Source organism: Promicromonospora soli, from assembly GCF_014653785.1.
Classification (GTDB): Bacteria; Actinomycetota; Actinomycetes; order Actinomycetales; family Cellulomonadaceae; genus Promicromonospora; species Promicromonospora soli.
The window spans coordinates 15,332-41,083 of the sequence record NZ_BNAS01000001.1; the positions used below are offsets into that span (position 1 = coordinate 15,332).

At 68.4% G+C, this 25,752-nt stretch carries 22 protein-coding genes; 10 read left to right on the forward strand and 12 right to left on the reverse strand.

Going from position 1 to position 25,752, the window contains the following annotated elements; all coding sequences use genetic code 11:
* Positions 1-94: 94 nt before the first annotated feature.
* Genes IE250_RS00080 through IE250_RS00090 form a run of 3 tightly spaced genes read left to right on the forward strand, consistent with a single transcriptional unit; the run spans position 95 to position 1,820 of the window.
* Positions 95-649, forward strand: a complete 555-nt coding sequence (locus IE250_RS00080; protein ID WP_189667265.1) for a PadR family transcriptional regulator — start codon at positions 95-97, stop codon at positions 647-649.
* Positions 646-1,656, forward strand: coding sequence for a zinc-binding alcohol dehydrogenase family protein (locus tag IE250_RS00085; protein WP_189667266.1), 1,011 nt, complete (start codon positions 646-648; stop codon positions 1,654-1,656). The genes IE250_RS00080 and IE250_RS00085 overlap by 4 nt, the downstream gene beginning before the upstream one ends.
* The gene (locus IE250_RS00090; RefSeq protein ID WP_189667267.1) at positions 1,653-1,820 is read left to right on the forward strand and encodes a hypothetical protein; all 168 of its coding nucleotides are present in this window, start codon (positions 1,653-1,655) and stop codon (positions 1,818-1,820) included. The genes IE250_RS00085 and IE250_RS00090 overlap by 4 nt, the downstream gene beginning before the upstream one ends.
* A 153-nt stretch (positions 1,821-1,973) precedes the next feature.
* Here the strand turns inward: IE250_RS00090 and IE250_RS00095 are convergent, their stop codons facing one another.
* The 6 genes from IE250_RS00095 to IE250_RS00120 form a co-directional block, all read right to left on the reverse strand.
* A complete protein-coding gene (locus IE250_RS00095; RefSeq protein ID WP_189667268.1) occupies positions 1,974-2,597 on the reverse strand; it encodes a hypothetical protein in 624 nt (207 codons plus the stop codon).
* 312 nt (positions 2,598-2,909) lie between these two features.
* Positions 2,910-4,976, reverse strand: coding sequence for a family 43 glycosylhydrolase (locus IE250_RS00100; protein ID WP_229872006.1), 2,067 nt, complete (start codon positions 4,974-4,976; stop codon positions 2,910-2,912).
* Positions 4,977-5,120: 144 nt separating this feature from the next.
* Complete coding sequence (locus IE250_RS00105; RefSeq protein WP_189667269.1) at positions 5,121-6,899, reverse strand: family 43 glycosylhydrolase; 1,779 nt, start codon at positions 6,897-6,899, stop codon at positions 5,121-5,123.
* Between the two features lie 132 nt (positions 6,900-7,031).
* On the reverse strand, positions 7,032-8,501 hold the full coding sequence (locus IE250_RS00110) for a non-reducing end alpha-L-arabinofuranosidase family hydrolase (RefSeq protein WP_229872007.1): 1,470 nt from the start codon (positions 8,499-8,501) through the stop codon (positions 7,032-7,034).
* A gap of 307 nt (positions 8,502-8,808) precedes the next feature.
* Positions 8,809-10,266 carry a non-reducing end alpha-L-arabinofuranosidase family hydrolase gene (locus IE250_RS00115; RefSeq protein WP_229872008.1) on the reverse strand — a complete coding sequence of 486 codons (1,458 nt, stop codon included), beginning with the start codon at positions 10,264-10,266 and terminating at the stop codon, positions 8,809-8,811.
* 682 nt (positions 10,267-10,948) lie between these two features.
* A complete protein-coding gene (locus tag IE250_RS00120; RefSeq protein WP_189667272.1) occupies positions 10,949-11,749 on the reverse strand; it encodes an SDR family oxidoreductase in 801 nt (266 codons plus the stop codon).
* Between the two features lie 606 nt (positions 11,750-12,355).
* On the opposite strand from IE250_RS00120, the gene IE250_RS00125 reads away from it, so the two are divergent.
* Positions 12,356-12,541, forward strand: a complete 186-nt coding sequence (locus IE250_RS00125) for a Flp family type IVb pilin (RefSeq protein WP_189667273.1) — start codon at positions 12,356-12,358, stop codon at positions 12,539-12,541.
* A 96-nt stretch (positions 12,542-12,637) separates the two neighbouring features.
* Here the strand turns inward: IE250_RS00125 and IE250_RS00130 are convergent, their stop codons facing one another.
* Together IE250_RS00130 and IE250_RS00135 are read right to left on the reverse strand one after the other, a co-directional pair.
* Positions 12,638-13,387 (reverse strand): phosphatase PAP2 family protein, encoded by a 750-nt coding sequence (locus tag IE250_RS00130; protein WP_189667274.1) that lies wholly within the window; start codon positions 13,385-13,387, stop codon positions 12,638-12,640.
* The gene (locus IE250_RS00135; protein WP_189667275.1) at positions 13,387-14,124 is read right to left on the reverse strand and encodes a phosphatase PAP2 family protein; all 738 of its coding nucleotides are present in this window, start codon (positions 14,122-14,124) and stop codon (positions 13,387-13,389) included. Before IE250_RS00135 ends, IE250_RS00130 begins: the two co-directional genes overlap by 1 nt.
* On the opposite strand from IE250_RS00135, the gene IE250_RS25130 reads away from it, so the two are divergent.
* Together IE250_RS25130 and IE250_RS00145 are read left to right on the forward strand one after the other, a co-directional pair.
* Positions 14,123-14,584, forward strand: a complete 462-nt coding sequence (locus IE250_RS25130; protein ID WP_505909242.1) for a DUF8836 family protein — start codon at positions 14,123-14,125, stop codon at positions 14,582-14,584. The two genes, IE250_RS00135 and IE250_RS25130, sit on opposite strands and share 2 nt — an antisense overlap.
* Before the next feature lie 126 nt (positions 14,585-14,710).
* Positions 14,711-15,682, forward strand: a complete 972-nt coding sequence (locus IE250_RS00145) for an NHL repeat-containing protein (RefSeq protein WP_189667277.1) — start codon at positions 14,711-14,713, stop codon at positions 15,680-15,682.
* Between the two features lie 103 nt (positions 15,683-15,785).
* On the opposite strand, the gene IE250_RS00150 is transcribed toward IE250_RS00145, so the two are convergent.
* The 3 genes from IE250_RS00150 to IE250_RS00160 form a co-directional block, all read right to left on the reverse strand.
* Complete coding sequence (locus IE250_RS00150; protein WP_229872009.1) at positions 15,786-17,066, reverse strand: wax ester/triacylglycerol synthase domain-containing protein; 1,281 nt, start codon at positions 17,064-17,066, stop codon at positions 15,786-15,788.
* Between the two features lie 32 nt (positions 17,067-17,098).
* Positions 17,099-18,616 carry a GGDEF domain-containing protein gene (locus IE250_RS00155; RefSeq protein ID WP_189667278.1) on the reverse strand — a complete coding sequence of 506 codons (1,518 nt, stop codon included), beginning with the start codon at positions 18,614-18,616 and terminating at the stop codon, positions 17,099-17,101.
* 776 nt (positions 18,617-19,392) lie between these two features.
* A complete protein-coding gene (locus IE250_RS00160) occupies positions 19,393-19,803 on the reverse strand; it encodes a hypothetical protein (RefSeq protein WP_189667279.1) in 411 nt (136 codons plus the stop codon).
* Between the two features lie 201 nt (positions 19,804-20,004).
* On the opposite strand from IE250_RS00160, the gene IE250_RS00165 reads away from it, so the two are divergent.
* The 4 genes from IE250_RS00165 (at position 20,005) to IE250_RS00180 (ending at position 23,903) form a co-directional block, all read left to right on the forward strand.
* A complete protein-coding gene (locus IE250_RS00165) occupies positions 20,005-20,889 on the forward strand; it encodes a PhzF family phenazine biosynthesis protein (protein ID WP_189667280.1) in 885 nt (294 codons plus the stop codon).
* 73 nt (positions 20,890-20,962) lie between these two features.
* The gene (locus IE250_RS00170; RefSeq protein WP_229872010.1) at positions 20,963-21,997 is read left to right on the forward strand and encodes an ATP-binding cassette domain-containing protein; all 1,035 of its coding nucleotides are present in this window, start codon (positions 20,963-20,965) and stop codon (positions 21,995-21,997) included.
* Positions 21,994-22,800 carry an ABC transporter permease gene (locus IE250_RS00175; protein WP_189667281.1) on the forward strand — a complete coding sequence of 269 codons (807 nt, stop codon included), beginning with the start codon at positions 21,994-21,996 and terminating at the stop codon, positions 22,798-22,800. Before IE250_RS00170 ends, IE250_RS00175 begins: the two co-directional genes overlap by 4 nt.
* A gap of 47 nt (positions 22,801-22,847) precedes the next feature.
* Positions 22,848-23,903: a hypothetical protein gene (locus tag IE250_RS00180; RefSeq protein WP_229872011.1), complete on the forward strand. Its 1,056-nt coding sequence runs from the start codon at positions 22,848-22,850 to the stop codon at positions 23,901-23,903.
* Here IE250_RS00180 and IE250_RS00185 read toward each other — a convergent pair.
* Entirely contained in the window at positions 23,900-25,750 is a 1,851-nt protein-coding gene (locus tag IE250_RS00185) for a glycoside hydrolase family 15 protein (protein ID WP_189667283.1), read from the reverse strand. The genes IE250_RS00180 and IE250_RS00185 overlap by 4 nt on opposite strands.
* Between the last annotated feature and the right edge of the window lie 2 nt (positions 25,751-25,752).

Genomic DNA, 25,752 nt, shown 5'->3' on the forward strand with positions numbered 1-25,752 from the left:
GCTATACGCGCAACGGCCTGTCGCACGGGTCGGTGGCTCGCCGGTCATGTACCTCGATTCGAGGTAACTCGAATCGAGGTACTAGGCTGTGGCCGTGATCGAACTGATGATCCTCGGCTTCCTCGCCGAGGAGCCCCTCCACGGGTACGAGCTGCGCCGCCGCATGGAGCAGCTGCACGGCTATGCCCGCACCATCAGCGACGGCACCCTGTACCCCGCGATCACCCGCCTCACCAAGGGCGGCCTCGTCACGCGCGAGAGCGAACCCGGCCACGCCGGCGCCCCCCGTCAGACCCTGCGCCTCACCGAGGTGGGACGCACCCGCATGCTCGAGCGGCTCCGCGGGGCCGACGGGCACGACATCACGGACGGCAGCCGCTTCTTCGTCGTGCTGTCGTTCCTGTCCCTGCTGCCCGATCGTGCCGAGCGCGACGCCGTCCTGCGCCGCCGCCTCGACTACCTCGAGCAGCCCGCCAGCTTCTTCTACGACGGCGACCGCCCGCTGCGCGCCGCCGACCTCACCGACCCCTACCGCCGCGGCATCCTGCTCTCGGCCCGCGCGACCAGCCGCGCCGAGCGCGCGTGGATCCGCGAGCTGCTCGACCACGCCACCACCCAGGACAACGCCAGCCAGAAGGAGACGCCATGACCGACACCATGCGCGCCGTCGTGCTCGACGAACCCGGCCCCGTGACCAGCCTGCACATCCGCGAGCTCCCGGTACCCGAGCCCGAGGCCGGCTGGGTGCGGATCCGCGTCGAGGCCTTCGGGCTCAACCGGTCCGAGCTGCACACCCGGCTCGGGCTCGCCGGCGACGCCGTCACCTACCCACGTGTGCTCGGGATCGAGGCAACGGGAGTCATCGATACCAACCCCACCGGCACGTTCGCCCCGGGCCAGCAGGTCGCGACCATGATGGGCGGGATGGGCCGCGCCTACGACGGCGGCTACGCCCAGTACACCTGCGTCCCGGTCGACCAGGTCATCCCGTTCCGCTCCGACCTGCCCTGGCAGACGCTCGGCGCCGTCGCCGAGATGCTCCAGACCGCCTACGGCTCCCTGACCGTCGGCCTCGACGCCCAGCCCGGCCAGAGCCTCCTCGTCCGCGGCGGCACCTCCTCGGTCGGCATGGCCGCCGCCGTCCTCGGCAAACGCCTCGGGATGACAGTCCTGTCCACCACCCGCAGCCCGGCCAAGCACGATGCGCTGACCCAGATCGGCGTCGACCACGTCCTCCTCGACGACGGCGACGTCGCCGCACAGGTGCGCGCCATCCTCCCCCACGGCGTCGACGGCGCCATCGAGCTGGTCGGCACCCCCACACTGCCCGACACCCTGCGCGCCGTCCGCGTCCACGGCACCGTCTGCTTCACCGGCATGCTCTCCAACGTGTGGACCGTCAAGGACTTCTACCCGATCGACTACCTGCCCTCGGGTGTGCGCCTGACCGCCTACTCCGGCGAGGCCGACGACCTCCCCGCCGACGTCCTGCAGGGATTCCTCGACGACGTCGCGGCCGAAAGCGCCGTGGTACCCGTCGACCGAGTCTTCGACCTCGACCACATCCGGGACGCGCACACCCTCATGGAGTCCGGCGACGCCCGCGGCAAGCTCGTCGTCCTGCCCTGGAGCCGCCAGGGAGCGAGCACCGCATGAGCTCCGCCAAGACCCCAACCACACCGGACGAACTGCCCCACCCAACGATCCTCACCGCCGCGCTCGCCGCTGGTAACCCACTGGTGCTTGCCGCCGCCGCAAGCGACCTGATCGCCCGGCGCTGGCGGCGACCGCCGACGAGCGATCCCCGTCGAACTACTTGAGCATGCCGCTGGCCGACGTCGTCATCCTGGCCGTGCCGTACCCGGCCCTCGACTCCATCGTCCGGTCCACAGCCGGGTCGCCCTTCCACATGCCCGTGATCAGCGGGCTCTCGCTGCCCGACGCCGTCGCGCAGCCCTGGCTCGGTTCGCGCCTCAGGGCAGTTCGACCCGGTCGCCGGCGAGGATCAGCGACTGCGTGCCGTCAGCCGCGGTCTCGACCGTGGGGATGCAGCGGCCGGTGCACTCGTCGAGCCGCGCGGTGAGCACGCCGAGCCGCTCGAACGTGACGGGTCCTCCGTAGTAGACCTGGTACACGAAGTCTTCGTGGCCGTACCGGAAGTTGTTCTGGACCACGACGTCGTAGTCCCGGTCGTCCAGGCCGGGCGGGACCGTGTACCAGGGCCCGTGAAACGAGGCGATGTAGGCGACGAACCCACCGATCATCGGGATGAGCACGCCGCCGACGAGGCCGACGCCGATCACGAGGTAGAGGCCGGTCCCACGACTGCCCCGCGCGAACTCGACACAGCCCGCGATGCAGACGGCCAGCAGGCACAGGCCGGTGGCCAACCAGCCAAGGGTGACCAGGCGATGCCCGGGTTCCGAGCCGAACAGCAGGAGGGTCGCGGGGTCCGCGTCCAGCCGAGCGACGTACACCGTCGCCGCCGCGGCGATTGCCGTGACGCCGAGCAGGACCAGGATGAGGGCGCGGTTCCAGGGCCTGGCCGGAGCAGGCGGCGCGACGGGGGGCGCGACGGGCATCGGTGACTCGGACATGTCTCCAGGGAAACCCAAGAGGGTCACGGACACACCGCGTTGTGGCGACGTTCGAGCAACGATGTGGCCTGCTCGGTAGGGTCGCGGCCGTGCTCACCTGGTGGCTCGGCGTCCGGACGCGGACCTGGCACCGGCCAATATTCGATGCCTGCGCCGAGGCGGCGCGCGCCCCGCCGCTCCGCCTGAGCCCGAACGCGGACACCGGGAGCTCATCGATGCTCCCGGTGTCCGTTCATTGCGTCAGTCGTACCGGCAGGTGCTGCCGCCTTCGTTGAGCGTTCCGGCTCCTTGCTGCTGCAGTCGAGAATTCGATCAGGGTGTGGTGAGGGAGAACCGTTTGACGGTGACGGCCCCGCCGAGGGCGGCGGTGGCGTGGTTGAAGATCGCAAACCGGTGGCCCATGAAGAAATTCGGGCGGTCACCGAGCGTGAAGGCGGGTCCGAGCGACGTGAAGGTCGTGCCGTCGGTGCTGTAGGAGAAGGTCGCCTGGCGTCCGGAGCCAGGTCGAATGTCGGCGGTGACGCGCAGCCAGACTCGCCTGCCGCCGCTGCCGCCGTCGACGCGGACGAGCTGCCACTGCTGGTTGCTGCCGCCCCAGTCGCCGTACTGCACGACGCCTGCGCCGTCGTTGGTCGCCGCGTTCTGGACCTCGACCGCCTTGTTGCTGTTGCGGTTGATCAACCGGACGTAGCCGCCGTCGGAGTCGGCCAGCCGGAACTGCTGGTTGGCGCCGCCGGTGTCGGTCCACTGGTGGATGGCGGCACCGTCGGCCGTCGACCAGCTGGACACGTCGATGACCTTGCCCGAGTGCCGGGCCTTGAGCTTGTAGTAGCCGCCGCCGGCGTCCACGAACTGGAACTGCTGGTTGTTGGCGTTGGTGCGGGTCCACTGGTGGAGCAGGGCTCCGTCGGCGGTGGACACGCCGCTGACGTCAAGCACCTTGCCACTGTTGCGGTTCAGCAGCACATACCAGGCGGTGGGGTCGACCCTGGCGGACAGGTCCAGGTCCGCACTCGCGCGTTCGGTGCCGGTACCGACGGTGTTGAAGCCCGAGTCCATGGTGTGGCCGTCGGTCATGGAGATCCGGGTGACGCCGTTCTCGCGGCGCAGGCCGATCCAGGCCGAGGAGTCGCGGAGGATCGCCAGACCGGCGCGGTCGCCGTTCGCCATCTGGGCCGGGTCGAGTTCGATGGTGGCCGTAGAAGAAGGACCCTGGATGCGGTGGGTGAGGGTGTTGCGGGCCCGGTAGAGGTCGTTCGTGACGGTGGCGGTCTGGAGCCTGAGGCCGTTCCCGGTGGTCCACTTCGAGTCGTCGGGGTTGTGGTTCCACTCCCACTTCGCGGCCAAGGTCGCGGCGGTGAACTCGTCCGTCCCGATCAGGGACGGCACGGGATGCGGGGTGAGGTTCGGGAACGGATAGCTGCTCCCCCAGGTGCCGTTGACGGTGGTGACCTTCGGCCAGCCGTCCGAGGTCCAGGTGATCGGCGCGAGGGCGGGCACGCGGCCGCCGGGGTAGGCGTCGACGAACCCCATGTAGTACCAGTCGCCGCCGGGGGTCGAGACGAGCCCGCCCTGGTGCGGGATGCCGCCGCCGGGGATCGGGCCCGGCATGTCGAGCAGCACCTCCCGGATTTCGTAAGGGCCCCAGGGCGACGAAGACTTGAGGATGTACTGGCCGTTCGGCGGCTTGGTGAGGAACATGTAGTAGCTGCCGTTGATCTTGTAGAACCGGGCGCCCTCCATGCCGCCGATGTCCGACGGACTGGAGAAGACGTGCTCGTTGCGCACCTCGGTCTTGCCGTCGGCCGAAAGCTGCGCGACGTAGAGCTCGGTGTTGCCGTAGGCGACGTACATGGTGTTGTCGGTGTCGACGAGAAGCCCTGCGTCGTAGTACGAGCGGGGGAACTCGGCGTGGCGGGTCCAGGGCCCGGCGGGGTTGGTGGCGGTGTACATGAACGAGCGGTGGAAGTCGATCTGCCCGAGCCAGTAGAAGCGGTTCTCGCTGGCGCGGTGCGTGAGCGAGGAGGCCCAGATGCCGACGACGTAGCGGTGGCCGCCGTTCAGGTCGTACCAGTCGGAGAAGTCGAGCCTCGGCACGGAGTGGCCGATGAACTCCCAGTTCACGAGGTCCCGGGAATGCAGGACAGGGGCTCCGGGCGAGTAGTGCATCGTGGACGCGGTCATGTAGAAGTCCGAGCCGACGCGGATGATCTCGAGGTCGGCGAAGTCCTGCCAGATGACGGGGTTCGCGTAAGGCGACTCCGCGGCTTCGGCTTGGGTGAACGGGTCGAGGGCGGTAGCGGCGGCGACCCCGGCGAGCACGCCGGCTCCGCCGATGAGCATCCGCCTTCGGCTTATGGGGAGTTCGAGCCCGGACATGGTGGTTCCTTTCGTTAGTCGAGGGTCGGCGCGGTCCGTGCCAGCGCGGGCGTCGCGGTGCCGATGACGGCGCCCGCGCCCGCCGCAGGGTCGGGCGCCGGGTTGCCGGCCCGGGCCCGACCCTGTGTTGGTTCAGGTGTTGGTTCAGCTCTTGCCTGCGAGGCGCCAGATCTGGTTCTTCTTGGTGGCCAGGTCACTGGCGGAGTCACAGGTCCACTGGTGGACCAGTGCTCCGACGGCGGTGGAGATCCCGCTGACGTCCACGCACTTGCGGCTGTGCACCGCGACGAGCTGGTAGTCGTTGGCGGCGACCTGCCGCAGCGTGAACTGCTGGTTCGTGCCGCCGTGGCAGGTCCACTGATGGACCGCCGCGCCGTCGTCGGTGGAGACGCCGCGGATGTCGAGGCACTTGCCGCTGTGGCGGTTCACCAGGGAGTAGGTGTCCGCCACCCCCGCCACCGGGCGGAAGTCGAACCGCTGTTCCTCACCGGCGCCGCAGGTGTGCTGCCGGTACTGGGTGCCGTCGGCGGTGCTCCGGTCGGGGTCGTCCAGGCAGTACCCACTGTGCTGAGCGACGGCGGTGGACGAGAAGGCGGTCTGACCAGAAGTGAACCGCCACCAGTTCATGTTGAACAGGAACCCGCTGTCACCGGCGAAGCGCAGGTACAGATCGTGGGTCCCGGTCGCACCGGTCACCGGGCACGAGACCGTGCTCCACGCCTGCCAGCCTCCGGTGCCCGACACCGTGCATGTCCCGACCGTCGGCCCGGTAGGACTGTCCAGGTGCAGCTCAACTCGGCCGCCGCTGGTGTTTGAGGCCACCCTGGCGCTGAACGAGCCGGCACCGGCGCCGAATGCTACGCCATTGACCTTGATGTAGTCGCCGTTCTCGATCCAGCTGACGTTCATCCCGCCCTCGCTGGAGGGTTCGGTCTCGATGCCGCTGCCCCACGCGATGGTCTCGGCCTCCTGCCGGACATAGGGATCGAGCGTGCCGGCCTGCGGCGCCCCCTCCGTGGTCATATTCATCGTCGGAATGGTGCCGTCGGCGTTGTAGCTGAACTTCTCCACCGCGACCGACCGGGTGAAGCCACCACCGCCCGGGAGGGCGCCGTTGTGATAGAAGAAGTACGAGCTGCCCTTGAAGTCCACGATCCCCGGGTGGTTGGTGAAGCTGCCGCCCTGGGCGGGCATGACTGTTCCACGGTAGGTCCACGGCCCGGTCGGGCTGGGTGCCGTGGAGTAGGCGATGAACTCCTGGCAGCAATTGGCCGCATACACGTTGTAGTACAGACCGCCCCGTTTGTAGACCCAGGGTCCTTCTTCGTACAGCGTGGGACGGTCGGGGTTGCCGGTGCGGGTTCCGAAGCCCTCGGTGGTGAGCGGGATCCTGGTGGGGCTGCCTGAATAGGACGTCATGTCCGCGTTCAGCTTGACGTACCACAGGTTCGGGTTACCCCAGTACAGGTAGGCCTGACCGTCGTCGTCGATGAAGACGGTCGGGTCGATCTCACTGTTCTCCACCAGCGGATGGCCGAGGGCATCCCGGAACGGGCCGGTGGGGCTGTCCGCCACCGCCACGCCGATGGCGAACTGGCCGGTCGCCCGGACCGACACCGGCACGTACCAGTAGAACTTGCCGCCCCGTTCGACGGCCTGGCCCGCCCACGCGTTGGCGCCCGCCCAGCTGAAGGTGTCCAGGCTGAGCGGTGAGCCGTGGTCGGTCCAGTTGACCATGTCGGCGGAGGACGACACCCGCCAGTCCTTCATCACGAAGGAGGTGGAGCCGTCCTCGTCGTGCCCGGTGTACAGGTACACCCGGCCGTTGTGGACCAGCGGTGAGGGGTCGGCGGTGTAGATGTGTTGCACGATCGGGTTGTCCGCCTGGGCCGGAGGGGCCGCGGCCGGAAGAAATGCCGTCATACATAGAAGGCTTAACGTCAAGGCGAGGACGCGTTTCCACGAGCGCTGAAGTGTGAATGTCACTGTTTGAGTCCCTTGTTTGGTTGGGATATGAAGGGGTGGCGTCGGCGGGGGCCGCCAGAAGCCGGACTTCTAGCGCTGCAGTGTCAGCACGCCCGGCCGGTAAGGCAGGAGGCCGTAGTCCATGCCGTCGGTGCTGGGGTCGCGCCCCTGGTAGAGGAACTGCAGGTTGCAGGGGTCGATGGTCTTGGTCTGGTCGGGGTTGGTGCGAACCAGGTCGCCGTGGCTGATGTCGTTGGTCCAGGTGGCGCCGCTGTTGGCCTTGCCGGCGAAGGGGCTGGTCACGGTGTCGGCTTGCGGTTGGGGTGTCCATTCGCCGTCGAGGCTGGTGGCCGTGAACGAGCGGAAGTAGCGACCAAACCCTGTGTAGTTCTGGGCCTCGACGATCATGAGGTACTGGTTCTGACCCTGGACCTTGTAGACCTCAATCGCCTCGAACAGCCTTTCCGGCGTGTCGCTCATGATCTTCGTGTACGACGAACCGAAGCTGCTCGGGAAGTCGCCGATGGGCATGCTGGCCCGGTAGATACCGCCGCGGTCGTCGGCGAAGAACAGGTACATGTTCTTGTCGTCGGCGATGAGGGTCTGGTCGATGGGGGCCCCAGGGGCGGGGAGGGTGCCCGAGAACAGCTGCTGCTGCGGGCCCCAGCCGTTGGGGTTGGTGGGGTCGCTCGAGGTGCGGTAGGAGAACGGGTCGGGCCAACCCCCCCACTGGTAGGCGAGCACCCAGGTGTTCTTCGGGGCGAAGTAGAACAGCGTCGGCGCGATGGCACCGAAGGACATTCTGTGCTGGGTGGCCGACGCCATGTCGGACCAGTTCGTGAAGGGGCTGAAGAGCGTCGATTCCCATTTCCCCTGGTCACCGGCGACGGTGTCGTGCGTCGTGGCATAGACGACGTGCTTGCCGTTGTGGACGACGTTGGTGAAGTCCTTGAGCGATGCCCACCCCGCGCTCGGCTGTGCCAGGGGGCCGGTCGATGTCCAGCGGTACGTCGACGGAAGGGTGCAGGCGCCGCTGCCGCCGTCGACGCGGACGAGCTGCCACTGCTGGTTGCTGCCGCCCCAGTCGCTGAACTGCACGACGGCGCCGCCGTCGTTGGTCGCCGCGTTCTGGACCTCGACCGCCTTGTTGCTGTTGCGGTTGATCAACCGGACGTAGCCATTGTCGGAGTCGGCCAGCCGGAACTGCTGGTTGGCGCCGCCGGTGTCGGTCCACTGGTGGATGGCCGCGCCGTCGGCTGTCGACCAGCTGGACACGTCGATGACCTTGCCCGAGTGCCGGGCCTTGAGCTTGTAGTAGCCGCCGCCGGCGTCCACGAACTGGAACTGCTGGTTGTTGGCGTTGGTGCGGGTCCACTGGTGGAGCAGGGCTCCGTCGGCGGTGGACACGCCGCTGACGTCAAGGGCCTTGCCGCTGTTGCGGTTCAGCAGCACATACCAGGCGGTCGGGTCGACCGTGGCGGCAGCGGCCGTCTCGGTGACCGCGAAGATGCCGCCACCGGCCACCACTGCCGCCACGGTGGCGGCGACGAACCGCTTCAACCACCGAGGTCGCCGCGACGGCGGCGCGATCGATTGAGAACTGGAAAGGGCAGACATTGATCCTCCTTGACCAAGAAACGGACGGCCCACCCGAAGTGGGCACACCGCAAAGCGAGGGAACTGTTCGACGAAGACAACCCGACTTCCGCAACGCAACTGCGTGATCCGGGCGGGCTCGGCCTTGCACCGAGCCCGCCCGCTACATCCCCACGCGATCCTGATCGCAGCAACCTGCGACAACGCTCACCCGACTCGGCGTGAGCTGTTGCCGGGCGAACGTCAGGAACACCGGACCTGCGTCACGCCACTAGCGCTGCAGGGTCAGCACACCCGGCCGGTAGGGCAGGCGGCCGTAGTCCCCGCCGTCGGAGCTGGGGTCGCGCCCCTGGTAGAGGAACTGCAGGTTGCAGGGGTCGATGGTCTTGGTCTGGTCGGGGTTGGTGCGAACCAGGTCGCCGTGGCTGATGTCGTTGGTCCAGGTGACACCAGTGTTGGCCTTGCCGGCGAACGGGCTGTTCTGGGTCTCGGCCTGGGGTTGGGGTGTCCATTCGCCGTCGAGGCTGGTGGCCGTGAACGAGCGGAAGAAGCGACCCCTGTCCCCCATGGCCTCGACGATCATGAGGTACTGGTTCTGACCCTGAACCTTGTAGACCTCAACCGCTTCGAACAGGTTGTCTCTCGTGTCGGTCATGATCCTGGTGTAGTTCGAGCCGAAGCTGCTCGGGAAGTTCCCGATGGGCATGCTGGACCGGTAGATGTTGCCTTCGTCGTCGGCGAAGAACATGTACATGTTCTTGTCGTCAGCGATGAGCGTCTGGTCGATGGGGGCCCCGACGGGAAGGGTTGCCGTGAAGAGCTCCTTGTGCTCGCCCCAGCCGTTGGGGTTCGTCGGGTCGCTCGACGTGCGGTAGGAGAAGCTGTACGGCCAGCCCCACTGGTAGGCGAGCACCCAGGTGTTCTTCGGGGCGAAGTAGAGAAGCGTCGGCGCGATGGCATTGAAGGGCATCTTGGTCTGGGTGGCGGTTGCCATGTCGGACCAGTTCGTGAAGGGGCTGAAGACCGTCGAGCCCCAGCTGCCGTTGGGAGGCGCTACCGCGTTGTGTGTGGTCCCGTAGACGAGGTACTGGCCGTTGTGGCGGACTGCGGTGAAGTCCTTGAGCGCGACCTCCCCGTTCTGCGGTTGCGCCAGGGGGCCGGTCGATGACCAGCGGTACGTCGACGGAAGGGTGCAGGCGCCGCTTCCGCCGTCGACCCGGACGAGTTGCCACTGCTGGTTGGTGCCGCCCCAGTCGCTGTACTGCACGACGCCTGCGCCGTCGTTGGTCGCCGCGTTCTGGACCTCGACCGCCTTGTTGCTGTTGCGGTTGATCAACCGGACGTAGCCGTTGTCGGAGTCGGCCAGCCGGAACTGCTGGTTGGCGCCGCCGGTGTCGGTCCACTGGTGGATGGCGGCGCCGTCGGCTGTCGACCAGCTGGACACGTCGATGACCTTGCCCGAGTGCCGGGCCTTGAGCTTGTAGTAGCCGCCGCCGGCGTCCACGAACTGGAACTGCTGGTTGTTGGCGTTGGTGCGGGTCCACTGGTGGAGCAGGGCTCCGTCGGCGGTGGACACACCGCTGACGTCCAGCGCCTTGCCGCTGTTGCGGTTCAGCAGCACATACCAGGCGGTGGGGTCGACCGTGGCGGCAGCGGCCGTCTCGGTGACCGCGAAGATGCCGCCTCCGGCCACCACTGCCGCCACGGTGGCGGCGACGAACCGCTTCAACCACCGAGGTCGCCGCGACGGCGGCGCGATCGATTGAGAACTGGAAATCGATTGAGAACTGGAAATCGATTGAGAACTAGAAAGGGCAGACATGATCCTCCTTGATCAAGAGCCGAACAGTTCCCCCGAAGAGGGGCGCACCGCGACGCATGCCCGCGCACGACGATGTGAGCGCTAACATCTCCGATGCGGCAGGCAGCCTGTTCCAAGCTCCGACGAAGCAAGCCTGCCCGGTAAGACAGGAATCGCCAGGCTTGACCCGATTGTGAGCGCTAACAACGCCGTCCGTCAAGAGGCGACGTTCCAGACCCGCAAGCGGGGGCGACGTCGAATTACACGCCGACCCAGAATGGGTTCGTCCACCGCCTGCTCGCCGGGAAGCGTGAACCTGCCGGTCATGGCATCGGCCGCTCCCGTGGCGGGCTGACGTGCGCCCGGCCCCGGCGCTTACCTCGGCACTCCAAGCCGTCGCCGGCATTGGCCGATCGCGCCGTCAAGGTCTCGGGTGGCTCGAAGGCCAGCCCACCACGCGAGCCGTAGCCACGCTCGGCGCGGCCCTGGCGTACACGCGATGGTGGTCGGCCCTCGTGGTGGAACCCGTGCAGCCGGTCGCGTGGCTCATGTCGGCGCGGATGCTGCGGAGCATTCCGCGAGCGGGCGGGGCGCACCACGTGGAGCCGACTCAGGGCCTGCGCCAGTCGTCGCTCGTCAGGTGCGACCCGGCCATGGGACCCATGCGCAGCATTCCGCCGTCTGCGACCCACGACGCCCCGGTCACGTACGCCGCCTTCGGGCTGCACAGGAACGCGATGATCGCCGCGATCTCGCGCGCGTCGCCCGGCCTGCCGAGCGGGATCCCGGGGCGGTGCTTGCCCTCGGGGCTCTCGTCCTCCTGGCCGGTCATCGCGGTCGTGATCTCGCCGGGGGCTACGGAGTTCACGGTGATGCCGTGCTCGCCGAGCTCGAGCGCCGCGACCTGGGTGAGCAACCCCAGGCCCGCCTTGGCCGCGCAGTAGGGGCCGGCGCCGACGCGCGGCTGGTGCTCGTGCACGCTCGTCACGTTGACGATCCGCCCGCCGCGGCCGCCGGCGATCATGTGCCGGGCGGCGGCCTGCAGGAGGAGGAACGGCCCGTCGAGGTCGGTCGCGATGACGGAGCGCCACTGCGGGTAGTCGACGTCGAGGAGCAGTGTCGACGAGCCGATTCCGGCCACGTTGGCCAGGACGTCGAGGCGGCCGAACGTGTCGGCAAGGTCGTCGACGACGGTCGGGATCGCCGGCACGTCCGTCACGTCCAGTCGGCGGAGCTCGGTGCGGACACCGTGCTCGGCGGCCTCGCGGGCGGTGGCCTGTGCCTTCGACTCGTCGGCATACCAGCACAAGCCGACGTCGAAGCCGTCCTGGGCGAGTGCTACGACGGTGGCTCGCCCGATACCTGACTCGGACCCGGTGACGACGGCTACGGGGCGCGATGCGTTGGTCATGGACCAAGGCTGGCGACGGAGCGAGGAGCTCGCCACCTGGTGCCGGCGCTGAGCGGATTTCGTAGGCGGCCCTGGTCTATGCATGCAGGGGGCAAGCCGCCTTGCAGCAGCGTAGATTCACCCGCTCGATCCGATCGGTGATGCCATTGAGGCCGCTAAGTTCAACCAGGTGTCCGACGAACCAGCAATCGATCCCGATGAGCGGCGCCTTATCTATGCGACCGTCACCGCTCGACGCCTCCAGCAGGACAGCCTCGTCTGGCAGGTCCCAGTCCTGAGCCTTACAGCCCAGGCGTTTCTCTACACGATCGCCCTCGGCCCTGAGTCGTCAGGCTTCGCCCGGATCGTGAGCGCTGTGATCTCCATCGTGATCACGGTGCTGTCGGTGACCCTCATGGCGAGGCACCGGTGGTCCCGGCCTGGCGTCGGTGGCCGGACAGCCAGATCTGCGTAACGCGCAAACATGCGCGCGTGTGACGTTTGCGCTACGCGCATGTTTGCCATACTGTCGTTCTTGGTTGCAGATTGCAGCTACCACTACCGCTCCAGCCTTGGAGCACCGACCGCCAGGGACCCGCCATGATGTCTCGTGCTGCTGCTGTCCTCATGACCACGCTCCATGTCCTCATGGATCGCTCCGACGGCCACAAGAAGGACCGGGGTGCGACCGCTGTCGAGTACGCCTTGCTCGCCGGCATCATTGCGATGGCGATCGTCGCGACACTTGTCTTGATCGGCCCAAAGCTCGACGCGCTCTACGTGAAGGCGCTCAACGGGCTGCCCGTCGTCTGACCGGGCCACGGCCAGCTCCTTCTCGCCAGTGGCAGCGTTGACGATCTGGATGAGCCGGGACCAGCAAGAAAATCGGGCCGCAGCGCACATCGGCGGCTACTCCTGTAGCCCACCCGGCACCCTCTCGACGCCGTCGTCGTCGGCGCCGCTCTCCTCGACGCCACCGGGCGTCCGCCGCAGCCAGTACCACCCGAGCACGACGCACACGAGGCCGTTGAGCACCCCGACGACGACGTCGCTCACATGGTGCATCCCCCGGTACAGCCGGGCGTATACGACGAGCAGGGGCAGCACGAGCAGCACGACGGTCACGCTCACGCGCAGCCACGCGTGCCCGATCCGCTGGGCCATCAGCGCCAGCGAGACGTAGAGCGCGGTCGAGGCGCCCGAGTGGCCGCTCGGGAAGCTCGAGGTCGGTGGTGCCGGGTCGAGCTGCTCCACGTCGGGGCGTTCGCCGCCCACGACGAGCGCCGCCAGCATGAAGACCCCCGCCTGGACGGCGACCGCGATCGCCGGGACCACCGCGTACCACCACTGCCTGGTACGCCACAGGACGACGGCGGACACGACGAGGCAGATCCCGATGATCGTCTCGGTGTTCCCCATCACCCCCCACACCTCCGTGAGGGTGTCGAGGGTCGCCGTGCGCTGCTCGACGAACCATTCGCTGACCGCGGTCTCCCGCTCTCTGAGCCCGGCCAGCGGGCCGACGTGCAGGAGCCCGAGCCCCACGACGAGCACCCACCACACCGCTGCCGGGACACCGACACGCAGGCCGAGGTCGCGCCGCGCCTCGCGCCCCTCGGGTGCCGACATGTCGTCCGTCCACCGCTCGAGGTCGACCATCAGGACGCCCTATCCGGCTCGCGGGGCGGCGTCGACCAGTGCCGGTAGGTGAGGTACGACGCCAGCACGAAACCGACCCCGAAGAGGATCCCGGCCACCACGTCGGAGGGGTAGTGGACGCCGAGCATGACCCGGTCGACCGCCGTGGCGACCGTAAGCACCGCCGCCCCCGCCACCGCAGCGACCCGCAGGGCCCGCGATCTGAGCGACGGCCACACGAGCACCACCAGCGCCGTGGTCATCGCCGCCGTGTTCGCGGCGTGCCCCGACGGGAACGAGAAGCCGCCCGCGCTCTCCACCGGCTGGTCCAGCACCGGTCGCGCGCGTCCCACGAGCTCCTTCAGCAGGTTGGACAGCCCCCAGGCCGCAAGGATTGTCGAGAGCGCCCACCATGTGCGCGTGGCGTTGCGGGTGCGCCACCAGTAGATGAAGCAGAACGCGGCGACGGGCAACACCACGTGCGCCGCGAGGAAGATCCACTGCCAGACGACGAGCGTGCGCAGCAGCCCGGGGTGCTCCGCGGCGAGCGCCGTGCCCGCGGTCACGGCGCGCTCGTCGAGCAGGACGAGCGGCGGCCACTGCTCGCGCACGAGGAGGGCGATGACGACGACGGCGACGCCGGTGGCGACACCAGCGAGCACAGCACGTACGAGGCGGCGCGCACGACCCGCGGTCGCTCGCGCTGGCCCGACGGTCTGCGGACCGCTCTCGGGACTGCGGTGCAGTGCGGGCTTCATGACGACACGCTGCCACAGAGCGCCGCCACTGGCTCGTCGTGACGGGCCGGCGAGGGCGCCGTCAGTGGCCTGGGTGGGAAGACCAACTGCCGATCTCCGGTTGTATCAAGTGCCGGGCGATCGAGACTTCGACGCCCACTCGTCGCCTGACCGTCCAGCGCTCGGCGAAGGGAGAGGCGCAGTGAAGGGTGATCGTGTCGAGGTCGTCATCGACGCTGGTGGAGCGACCCGAACCTATGAGGTTGAAGCTACCCGTGCCGGTCGACGGGTCGAAGTGACGCAGGGCCGTGGGATCGTCGAGGTCACCGAGGTCACCCGCGGCGGCACGCCGGTTCGAACGGCCCGCTTCATGTCCGCCAGGGTCCTCGCCCTGGTCGAGCACCCCGCGCCCCGACCCGCGCAACCGGACGACGCCCAGGTGACACACCTGCCGCGCCCGGCTGACCGGCCAGCGCTGTAGGCCCGTTCCTGTGCGGATGGGTGCGGCCGGGGAGTTCTCCCCATCGTTCGTGGACGACACCTGTGTAACGCTCCGGGAAGCCGGGTCGCATTCAGCGGCCCGGATCCGGACCGTCGGAGGCGGACGATGAAGAAGTTGCTCGGCAGGCTCGCAGCCGTCGCAGGTGTGGCCGCGATGGCGACCACTGCGACCGTCGTCGCGCCGCAGGAAGTGGTACCGACCCTCGCGACGGCGTCCGCCATCACGTGCCAGAGCGGCGGCGACGAATGGGCGTCGCCGACCTACGAGAACAACTTCACGGGGCGGATAGACGGCGACCACTACCTGACGAGCTACGTGCCGCAGTCGGTGACGACGTGGCACGACTGGAACGGTGGCACGGCGGACGTCTTCCTGGTGGCGATGTACCACGCTGACGGGGGCAACAGTCTCGTCTACGCGATGACGCCGGACGGAAACGTGGTCGGCGGGTTCAAGATCAAGGAGACCCATGCCGGCGGCATCGCGGTCCGCGGGAGCTACATCTACATCACGGACGCGGACAACACGAAGGTTCGCCGTTACTCGAAGACGTCAGTGCGGAACGCGGTGGCGCAGCGGATTGCCAGCGCCGCCCGGATGCCGTACGTGACCTACTACGGCACTCTGCAGAGCCTCGGCTATGCCGCGAGCTTCATGTACGTGTACGACGGCAGGCTGTACGCCGGGAAGTTCAATTCCTCCTCACGCGACTGGATGTACCGGTACGAGTTCGGCACGGACGGCCGGCTCTCGCGGGACACCGACTGGGCCCGGCGACAGGTGCCGCTCAAGACGCAGGGCCTCGTCGTGCAGCAGGACCGCTACTTCTTCTCGACGTCGTGGGGCCGGGGCATCCGCTCGAACGTCTACGTGACCACTCGGGACTACACGACGAACTTCGAGACGCAGGCACGGTCCCGGTGCTTCCATGCGCCGCCAATGGCCGAGGGGATGGCTGTCTACCAGGGAAAGGTCTACCTGCTGTTCGAGAGCGGCGCGTCGGAGTACGACGGCAGCGAGTGGCGCACGAAGAAGTTGCACGTCGCGTCCGTCTCGGGATTGGCCTCGCTGGTGTGAGAGCCACCCAGCCATAGGTCAACGCCTCTCCAGGCGCCGACCTGATGCAACTCGTCGACGCCGGCGACGTCGTCTCCTTCCACCGCGGAGGTCAGGAGACCGGTTACGCACTGAGGCGCGTCAGTTCCTCGCTCATGGCGCGCACAAAGGCGGCACCGGGCACGTTCGCCGCGTCGAAGTGGACGCCGCACGAGAGCCGGCCGGCATACGAGACCGCCGCGACGCCCAGCCGGACGTTCGCGGCGAGCACCGCAACCGGCCAGATCGCGACCACGGGAGCGCCAGCGAGGCGCAGCGCTCCCGCCGGACCCGGCACGTTGGTGACGAACCCGCCGACAACGTGCTGCCGCTGCCCGATGCGATCCATGATGCGCGCCCCGACCGGGCCGCGCATGAACTCGAGTGTCCCCTGCTCCCGCGCCTGTACCTTCTCCGCTCGGGTCTGCTCCGCGATCAGCCGAAGGCGCTCGTCGGGCGCCGGCACGTCGAGCGGCAGCCGCACGAGCATGACCCCGACCTGGTTGCCCGATGTGCCACGCCGCTGCAGCGCGACCGGCACGGAGACGGGCAGTCGTGCAGGAACCTGCTCACCGGCTGCTGGCAGCGCCGCTCGGTAGCCCGAAGCGACGGACGCGAGCAGCGCGTCATTGACGGTGGCACCCAACGGTCGCACACGCGCCTCGAGCGCTGCGAGGTCCACGTCCACGAAGGCGACGCCGCGGCGCGGACTGATCTCGCCGAGCAGCACCGTGGACCCCACCTCACGACCGGCGAGCACCATCCGGATGCGGCGCAGAGCGTAGCCGAGCCTCCGGAGAACGCGCCGCAAGTCGCGTCGTGGTCTTGATTCGGCGCCCGGCCGGGACTGTGGGACCGCAGGCGCCCACGCCGAGGTCAGTCCAGGTTCCGCGGAATCGAACAGCTGCTGCGCGATCGCAACCGCGGCCATTCCATCCGCAACCGCGTGGTGGATGCGGAGCACGACCCCGATCTGTCCGGGACTCGCACCGGGCACGACCAAGATCTCCCAGAGCGGACGGTCGAGCCGTAGTGGCACCCCCATCAGCTCTCCGCACAGCCGTTCGAGGCCCGCGAGGCCATCGACGGACGCGACGAGCCGGATGTGGTGTTCGAGGTCCGGCGACGTCTCGTCCCAGCGGTGCCGACGACCGGTGGCGACGGGGACTTTGCGGAGCGGTGGCAGCTCGGCGATTCGCTTGGCGAGCGCGGAGCGCAGCGTCGCGACGTCAGGCGTGCCGTCGGGACCGATCAACCCGCCCGGGACCAGGAGGCCGGCGACGAGGAAGACGTTGACCTGGCCGGCGTGGTCGAGCACAAGGTTCGCCTCGTCGACCGCGGCGAGCCGCTGTGTCGCCTGGCGCATACCACCAGGGTATCGGCGCCAGCCTGGTTGAGTCAGTCGACGTCGGGTCGGCGAGCCCGGGCCTCTGCGTCGAGCCTCCTGACGCCGGGGTAGGCCGGCGGACAGTCGGCCCTCAGGTCGTCACTCAGATGCTTCGCGAACGGCGGGGCGATGATCTCGCGGTGCGCCGGGTCGTGGCCCGGTACCGGGCCCCACTTGAAGCCCAAGGCGGCCGTGGTGAGCTCCAGCGCGCGGCGGTACTCGGCGTACAGCGAGTCCAGGGCGCCCTCGAGGCGGGACCGGTCCACGGGGTATGTCTGCCCGTCCTCGAGAGAGGTCCCGACGGGACCGATGTACAGGTGCGCATGCAGCTGGGAGAAGTCGTGCCCGGGGATCTGGCTGTGCGCAACCCGGGTGATCGACAGTCGCGCCGGGTCGTTGACCCCGTGTTCCACCTCCACGTGGCCGGCCTCGCGCTGCAGCCACCTGACCGCCACGTCGACGGCGTCGACGTGGAGGTTGGTCAGCCACTCGAGGAGGAAGCCGCGGCGGGAGTCGGTGGATTTTGCCATCGCTTCGCGTGCGAGGGACACGGTCAGGGGCGCGGGCAGGTAGACCTCCACGGTGCCGTCCGGTGGGGCCTGCGTGCCCACGTCGAACAGGTCGGCGGGCTCCACTCGCGTCGAGGCGGGAGGCGGCGGCGACTCGTCGTCCTCGGCCCCTTGCCCCGTCGTGGCCGTCCTGTCGCTGGTAGGTGCGGCGTCCGGCACCGGCTCGATAACTCGGGTCGACCCAGGTGTCTTGCCGTAGACGACGACGTGGCCGCGGCCGCTGTTCTTGGCGCGGTAGACGGCCTGGTCGGCCTCGTTCAGCACGGCGTCGGCATCGGTGGAAGCGTCCAGGTTGAAGGTGATCCCCACGCTGGCGCCGACGCGCACCTCGTTGCCATCCCCGACATCGATCGGTAGGGAGACCGCTTCGATGATCCGTTGGGCAACCGCTACGGCTGAGGTCTCGCGGTCGACGGGTTCGAGAACGACGACGAACTCGTCGCCGCCAAGCCGGGCGGCGACGTCTCCGGCACGGCTGTTGGCTCGCAGCCGGTCGGCGACCGTGCGCAGGACCTTGTCACCGGCCTGGTGGCCGTGGGTGTCGTTGACGGTCTTGAACGCGTCGAGGTCAATGAACATCACGGCGATCAGGTCCCCGCTGCGCTGTGCACGGCTCAGGGCCGCGTGCAGTGTTCGCATCGCCTGAGCGCGGTTGGGCAGGTCGGTCAACGGGTCGTGGGTCGCTTGGAAGGCCAGGCGTTCCTGGGTGCGGGCCAGCGCGTGCACTCGGGTGGAGATGACCACTGCGACGCCGACCGCGATCGGCATCAGGATCACCGTGGAGCCGATCAGGCGCGCATCCGCGCCCGAGAGCACCAGGGGCACCGCGTAGGCCACGGCCCCCAGGGGGGCGCACCACATGATGACCTTCAGGCGATGATGCAGGCCCAGCCAGGCGAAGAAGAGCACGAAGAACGGCCCCGTGCCCGCCGCGAACCCGCCGAACGCCCACGTGGACACACCGATCAACGTGAATGCCGGCCAAGCCAGGACCGCCGTCCGCTCAGCCGGCCATGATGCCCACGGACAGGCGAGAGTCAGGCCCGCCGTGGCCAGGTCCGCCACGGCGATCACTACGAGCAACGTTTCCCGACCAGGGCTGGTCGGAACGGCCATCAGCGCGAGCACACCCGAAAGAGCGAACAGCCCGGCAGCCTGAACCGCAGCGTTCCCACACCGGTTCAGCAACCACGCACGAAATTCGCTCATCGCTTCTCCCCCTCTTCGCACTGTTCGGGTGAGCCCTCGAGGCTAACGAACGACGCCGTCACCCGGGTTACGAACCCGGCCGATCACGATCGTCCCGTCGAGGGCCACCCTCGAACCCTCACACTGACCGGGTCAGGTCCGCGACCGGTGGCAAAATTGGGACGGTGCACCTGTCAGGGAGCCAAAGTTAACTGACTTCGGCCGGATTCATCGGCCGGTTCGGGGCGGATTCCACTCCGAGGGTGCAGAGCAGCTCGAGCTACACCCAAGAATTGCCTTGCTTGCGCGGATGACAAGTCATGTTTAGTTCGGCTTTCCCGACATAGGGGTTGTTGTGTCCTCATCGGTCCCGGTTCCCCCAAGGCGACGTGGATCTGGGAGCACAACTATCCCAAGCCGACGCCCAACGGGGTCTCGTGGCGCGCCAGGATCATCGTCGTTGTCGTTCTTACTCTTTCGATCGTCGGGCTCGCGTACAGCCTCGACAATGCCGTGGCGCGCGCTCGTAGCGCGCCGTCCTACGGTCGTCAGAGGGTGCCAAGCACCGAGGCCCGCGCGGCGTCACGCTCGGCCGCAGTGATCTTGCCCGCCGCGTGCAGGTGCTCGATCTCCTCCAGACGCGCCTCGAGCGTCTTCGCTGGGGCCACCGCCGGCTGCGCACCGGGCCGTTGTGCCGAGGAGCCGCGCATGGCGTCGGCCATGATCTCCGCCTCTGTCGCCAGCGGATTGATGCCCTTGCGCTTGAGGCGCCGGGCGTTGACGACGGCGAGGATGACCATCAGGACGAAACCACCGACGATGAGAATCGGGACGATGGTGAACAGGGCGTCAAAGCCCGACCAGAGCAGCCCGCCCTCAAATGGGTCACCGCTGACCGGGTCGCCGCCCTCCTCGAGGAAGGCGTCAATCCCGGGAATTTCAGCATCGATCCGGATCAAGACGACCTCCGAGGGGTGGGGCACCACGCCGGCGCCGACTGGCCGAACGCTAACATCTTCGCGGCACCGGCCGGGGTGAAACGCGCAAGTGGTTTGGTCCTGTGACCTGCCCCGACGCAGATTTCCCCTGAGCGAGAGCGGTGGGGGCGCGGTCCCTAACATGGGACCCCTCGTCGTCGATGAACAACAAGGAGCCGACTCGTGGACGTGCCGTTCTTCTGGGTAGACGCATTCGCAACCACAGCACTGGCGGGAAATCCGCTCGCTCTCGTTCCCGACGCCGACGCGCTCCCGGACGAGACGATGCGAGCGATCGCACGGGAGTTCAACCAGTCCGAGACGACGTTCCTGGTCCGTCCTGACCGGCCCGGCGCCGATCACCGGCTCCGCTCCTTCACCCCTGCGGGCGTGGAGGTCTTCGGCGCGGGGCACAACGCGATGGGCGCGTGGATCTGGCTGGCCCGGTCCGGCCGCCTGGACCCGGGCCGGGACACGTTCGTTCAGCAGATCGGGGACGAGCTGCTGCAGGTACGTGTGTCCGGGCGATCTGAGTCCGGCGTCGAGGTGTCGATGGAGCAGTCCGCTCCACGGTTCCTGGGGCGCGTAGAAGACCGGGTGGCGCTGGCCGCGGTCCTCGGTCTCGACGTCGAGGACCTCGCCGGCGACCGCCTGGCCGAGGTGGCCTCCACCGGCGCGGAGCACCTGCTCGTGCCCGTGCGGAACATCGAGGCGGTCGACGCCGCCCAACCGGACACCGCTGGACTACGGAAGCTGCTGGCCGACGCCGGTGCCGAAGGCTGCTACCTCTACACCGTCGACCTCGACCCTGTTGCAGGTGTCAGCGCCTACGCGCGGTTCTTCAACCCGACCGTGGGTATCGTCGAGGACCCTGCGACAGGCACGGCCGCCGGTCCGCTCGCCGCCGTGCTGGTCCGCGACGGACTCGTTCACGACCATGCACGGATCATCATCGAGCAGGGCCGCAAGCTCGGCCGCCCCAGCCGGATCGGCCTCAGCGTCGACGGACCCCTCGTCACGATCACCGGCACAGGGGTCGTCGCCGCCGAGGGAGTGCTCCACCTCTGACACCGACTTCCCCGGCCGAAACGGATTGAGGGTTGGGTCCTGCGGTGCGACAGTGGCATGCAGGAGGGATCACATGTCCGACTCGCTCGCCGTCGAGGCACGAGGCCTCGTCAAGCACTTCACCACCCGAAAGTCCGTCACCAAGGCGGTCGACGGCATCGACCTCTCTATCGCCGAGGGCAGCGTCTTCGGCCTGCTCGGCCCCAATGGTGCGGGCAAGACCACGGTGGTCCGCATGCTCGCCACCCTGCTGCGGCCCGACGCCGGCACCGCCAGCGTGCTGGGGCACGACGTCGTGCACGACGCCGACGCCGTGCGCTCCGCCGTCGGCCTCACCGGGCAGTACGCCTCCGTGGACGAGGACCTGACCGGTACCGAGAACCTGATCATGCTCGCCCGGCTGTACGGGTTCGCGCCCGCCGCCGCACGGCGGCGCGTCCAGGGCCTGCTGGAGGCGTTCGACCTGGCCGACGCCGGGTCCCGGCAGGTCAAGACCTACTCCGGCGGCATGCACCGGCGCATCGACCTCGCCGCCTCGCTGGTGCTCGCGCCGCGCGTGCTGTTCCTGGACGAGCCGACCACCGGCCTGGACCCGCGCAGCCGCAACCAGGTGTGGGACATCATCCGCGTGCTCGTGGACGACGGCGCCACCGTGCTGCTCACCACCCAGTACCTCGACGAGGCGGACCAGCTCGCGGACCGCATCGCCGTCGTCGACCACGGGCGGACCATCGCCGAGGGGACCCCGAGCGAGCTCAAGCGGTCTGTCGGCGAGGGGGCCGTGCACCTGCGCGTCGCCGAGGTGGCCGACCGCGCCCGGGCGGCCGAGATCACCGAGCGCGTGCTCGGCGCCGAGGTGACCTTTGACTCCGACCCGCACGCCATCGCCGCCCGCGTGCCCGACGACGGTGCCGACGCCGTGCCCGGCCTCCTGCCCGCCCTGGTCGCGGCCGGGATCAGCGTGCCCGAGTTCAGCCTGGGTCAGCCGAGCCTCGACGAGGTGTTCCTCGCCCTCACGGGCCAGCCCCTGCCCCCCGACGAGGAGGAGGGCGCGGAGAGGGCTCCCGCGAAGCCGGGCCCTCGTGAGAGGACGGAGGCGTCCCGATGACGACCACCCTGCGTGATGCCATCGCCCTCACCGACCGGCCCTCCCGTCCGTCGCCCGTGTCGACCACGCTGACGTTCGGCTGGCGCGCGCTGCTGAAGATCAAGCACGTCCCTGAGCAGCTGTTCGACGTGCTGGTCTCCCCCATCATCTTCACGCTGATGTTCACGTATCTGTTCGGCGGGGCGCTGGCCGGCTCCACGCAGGCGTACATCCAGTTCCTGCTGCCCGGCATCCTGGTGCAGACCATCCTGTTCGTCACGATCTACACGGGCTACACCCTCAACACCGACATCTCCAAGGGCGTGTTCGACAGGTTCCGCTCCCTGCCCATCTGGCGGCCGTCGCCCATCGTGGGCGCGCTGCTGGGCGACACCGTGCGCTACACGACCGCCTCGGTCATCACCATCACGCTGGGACTCCTGCTGGGGTTCCGGCCCGACGGCGGTTTCCTGGGCGTCCTGCTCGGCGTGCTGCTCCTTCTGGTGTTCGCCTTCGCGCTGAGCTGGACATTCATCATCCTCGGGCTGCTGGTGCGCTCGCCCAACGCCGTGATGGGGGTGTCGATGCTGGTGCTCATGCCACTCACGTTCGCCTCGAACGTCTTCGTGGACCCGGCCACCATGCCATCGGGCCTGCGCGCGTTCGTGGAGATCAACCCGGTGAGCCACCTCGTCACCGCCGTGCGCGGCCTGATGGCGGGCAGCCCGGACACCGGTGAGATCGTCTGGGTCCTGATCGCGTCCGTCATCCTGACGGCGGTGCTGGGCCCTATCGCCATGCGGATCTACCGCACCAGGACCTAGGACCTCCGGTCGGCGTAGCATCGGTCCTACCCATGGAAGGACCGATCATGGCCACCAACATGGAATCCCGGGAGTCCTCTGCCCTCATCGTGGGCGCCGGCGCGTTCGTCCTGGGAGCTGTCGTGGGGCTCTTCGTGTTCTGGGGTCGCGATGCGCCGATCTCCGGCCGGGGCTCCGTGGGCGATTTCGTGGCAATAGGCGGAGGGCTCATCGCGATTGCCGCGTTCCTGCTCGGAGGTGCACTGAGGCGTGCCCAGGCCAGGGATGTGCCGGCCGGAGGCGGAACGCGACCGCACCTGCACTGGTTCGATATCGCGGCCGTGTCCTTGGCGCACGGGGTCATCGCGTTGCTCGGGTGGGCCGGGCTCGCATCCGTCCTGAGCAAGAGCTTCATCGGGGCGAGCCTGTACTCGCTCTCCGCCGGAATCCTCGCCGGTGTCGCCCTGGCCGTCACCGCGTACATGGTCTACCTCTCGGCGGTGAACCTCTCCCCCATGATGCTGTCGCTCGTCCTGGCGCTGTTCCTGGCCGTCGGGGCCCTCGCCAGCATGCTCAGCGCCACCGATCCGCTCTGGTGGCAGAAGAACCTCAGCACTCTCGGGATCAGCGACGACATCTCCGCGCTGGCATTCAACCTGACGCTCATCATCGCCGGCGTCATGGTGACGACGATCGCCCGTTACGCCACAGCGTTCCTCCCGCACGCGACCGGCGCGGAGCGGCGGGGACGTAATCTCGTCCGCCTCGCACTCGTGCTCATCGGCGTGTTCCTCGCCTGCGTGGGGATCCTTCCCGTCGACGAGTTCTTCGCGGCACACACCGCTGCGGCCTGCGGAATGGCGATCGTGTACATCGCGATGGTCGTCAGCCTTCGATGGCTGCTTCCATCGATGCCCCGGGTTTTCATCCTGCTCGGCTACGTCTACGTCGGCGTCATCGTGGCCCTGGCGATCTTCTTCTTCACCGGGTACTACAACCTCACCGCGGTCGAGCTGGTCGCTGCTGTGCTCATCTTCAGCTGGGTCATCCTGTTCCTCCGCAACACCGGCGCGTCCGCGTCGGACGCGCCGGCGGGGCAGCGGGCGAGCTCGAGCTCGACCTAGCGCCGCCGTCGACGCCGGGCCGACGCCGCGTCGAGGCGATCGTTGAGCGTGATGGCGGCGTCGATCAGCGCCAGGTGCGTGAACGCCTGCGGGAAGTTGCCGATCTGCTCGCCGGTCAGCGCGATCTCCTCCGAGAACAGGCCGAGGTGGTTGGCGTAGGTCAGCATCTTCTCGAACGTCACGCGAGCCTCGTCGAGCCGATCGGCGCGCGCGAGCGCATCGACGTACAGGAAGGTGCAGAGCGAGAAGGTCCCCTCAGAACCCCGAAGTCCGTCGGGCGATGCGCTCGGGTCGTACCGGTAGACGAGGCTGTCGGACACGAGCTCTTCCATTGCCGTCAGGGTGTCCGTCCACATCGGGTCGTGCGGCGACACGAAACCCACCTGCGCCATCTTCAGCAGTGAGGCGTCGAGCACGGGCTCTCCGTACTGCTGGACGAACGCTCGGCGCTCGGCGCTCCACCCTTTGGCCATGATCTGGTCGTAGATCGCATCGCGCTCCGCGATCCAGCGGTCCAGGGGGGCCGGCCGCCCGCGCACTGTAGCGAGCCGGATGGCGCGGTCGAACGCGACCCAGCACATCAGGCGCCCGTACGTGAAGTTCTTGCGTCCCCCTCGGGTCTCCCAGATTCCCTCCTCCGGCTGGTCCCAGTTGTCGGCCAGCCAGTCGAGCAGTCTGCAGATGGCCAGCCAGCCGGGCTGTCCGACCTCGACGCCGGCGCGGTCGGCGTTCCAGATCGCCTCCATCGCCTCCCCGTAGATGTCGAGCTGCAGCTGTCCGGCGGCCCCGTTGCCGATCCGCACCGGGTAGGAGCCGCGATACCCTTCCCAGTCCTCGAGGGTCTCCTCCGACAGGTGCGGGTCCCCGTCGACCCGGTACATGATGTTCAACGGGCCGGTGTCGCTGCCCGTCGGTTCGGCCACGCGGGCGCGGAGCCATTGCCCGAACGCCGCTGCCTCGTCGTAGAAACCCATGCGCACCAGCGTGTTGACCGAGAACGAGGCATCGCGCACCCACGTGAAGCGGTAGTCCCAGTTGCGCTCGCCTCCGATCTGTTCAGGAAGGCCCGCCGTCGGTGCCGCGACGAGGCCGCCCGACGGTGCGTAGGTCAACAGCTTGAGCGTGATCGCCGACCGCTGGAGCTCCTCACGCCATCGGCCGGTGTACGTGGACTGCCCGACCCAGTCCTGCCAGAACTCCACGGTGCCGTCGAAGAGGCGCTGGGCCTCGGCGACGGGCATGGCCTTCGGAGGCGTGTCGCCGCCCGTCTGGAGGACGACGCCGCGCATCTGGCCCTCCACGAGGCGCAGCGAGAGGCGCAGGTCGCCCTCGTCCGTCGGCTTGAGCCGCGCTAGCCGGTCGTCGTCGGGGTTTCGGATGACACTGAGCGTCAGGGTGGTGTCGCCCGCTGTATAGGTTGCACCGTCGTCGGTGGTCGTCAACCGATGTGCCTGCCGACCGTACTCGAAGCGCGGAGCGATCTCGATGTCGAACTGGATCGTCCCGCGCACGCAGCGCACCACCCGCAGGAGTCGGTGGTGCTCGCTCGGCGTGTCGGAGGTCGCCGGCATGAAGTCGATCACCTCGCCCACACCTTGTTCCGTCAGGAAGCGGGTGATGAGGATCGCGGTGTCGGGAAAGTAGAGCTGTTTCGTCTCGAAAGTGTCGTCGTGGGGATGCGCGCTGAAGTGTCCGCCGCGCTCGCGATCCAGCAGCGAGCCGAAAATACTCGGCGAGTCGAAGCGAGGGCTGCAGAACCAGTCGATCGTGCCGTCCGTCGCGACCAGCGCCGACGTCTGCAGGTCACCGATCAAGCCGTGGTCGGCGATCGCGGGTTGGCTGTTCATCA

Coding starts and splice junctions, on each gene's coding strand:
- IE250_RS00085 (WP_189667266.1), top strand. CDS start 646: ATGACCGACACCATGCGCGCCGTCGTGCTCGACGAACCCGGCCCCGTG.
- IE250_RS00130 (WP_189667274.1), bottom strand. CDS start 13,387: ATGGTCGACCTCGAGCGGTGGACGGACGACATGTCGGCACCCGAGGGG.
- IE250_RS00185 (WP_189667283.1), bottom strand. CDS start 25,750: ATGAACAGCCAACCCGCGATCGCCGACCACGGCTTGATCGGTGACCTG.
- IE250_RS00120 (WP_189667272.1), bottom strand. CDS start 11,749: ATGACCAACGCATCGCGCCCCGTAGCCGTCGTCACCGGGTCCGAGTCA.
- IE250_RS00135 (WP_189667275.1), bottom strand. CDS start 14,124: ATGAAGCCCGCACTGCACCGCAGTCCCGAGAGCGGTCCGCAGACCGTC.
- IE250_RS00095 (WP_189667268.1), bottom strand. CDS start 2,597: ATGTCCGAGTCACCGATGCCCGTCGCGCCCCCCGTCGCGCCGCCTGCT.
- IE250_RS25130 (WP_505909242.1), top strand. CDS start 14,123: ATGACGACACGCTGCCACAGAGCGCCGCCACTGGCTCGTCGTGACGGG.
- IE250_RS00105 (WP_189667269.1), bottom strand. CDS start 6,899: ATGACGGCATTTCTTCCGGCCGCGGCCCCTCCGGCCCAGGCGGACAAC.
- IE250_RS00100 (WP_229872006.1), bottom strand. CDS start 4,976: ATGTCCGGGCTCGAACTCCCCATAAGCCGAAGGCGGATGCTCATCGGC.
- IE250_RS00180 (WP_229872011.1), top strand. CDS start 22,848: ATGGCCACCAACATGGAATCCCGGGAGTCCTCTGCCCTCATCGTGGGC.
- IE250_RS00145 (WP_189667277.1), top strand. CDS start 14,711: ATGAAGAAGTTGCTCGGCAGGCTCGCAGCCGTCGCAGGTGTGGCCGCG.
- IE250_RS00090 (WP_189667267.1), top strand. CDS start 1,653: ATGAGCTCCGCCAAGACCCCAACCACACCGGACGAACTGCCCCACCCA.
- IE250_RS00125 (WP_189667273.1), top strand. CDS start 12,356: ATGACCACGCTCCATGTCCTCATGGATCGCTCCGACGGCCACAAGAAG.
- IE250_RS00170 (WP_229872010.1), top strand. CDS start 20,963: ATGTCCGACTCGCTCGCCGTCGAGGCACGAGGCCTCGTCAAGCACTTC.
- IE250_RS00150 (WP_229872009.1), bottom strand. CDS start 17,066: ATGCGCCAGGCGACACAGCGGCTCGCCGCGGTCGACGAGGCGAACCTT.
- IE250_RS00175 (WP_189667281.1), top strand. CDS start 21,994: ATGACGACCACCCTGCGTGATGCCATCGCCCTCACCGACCGGCCCTCC.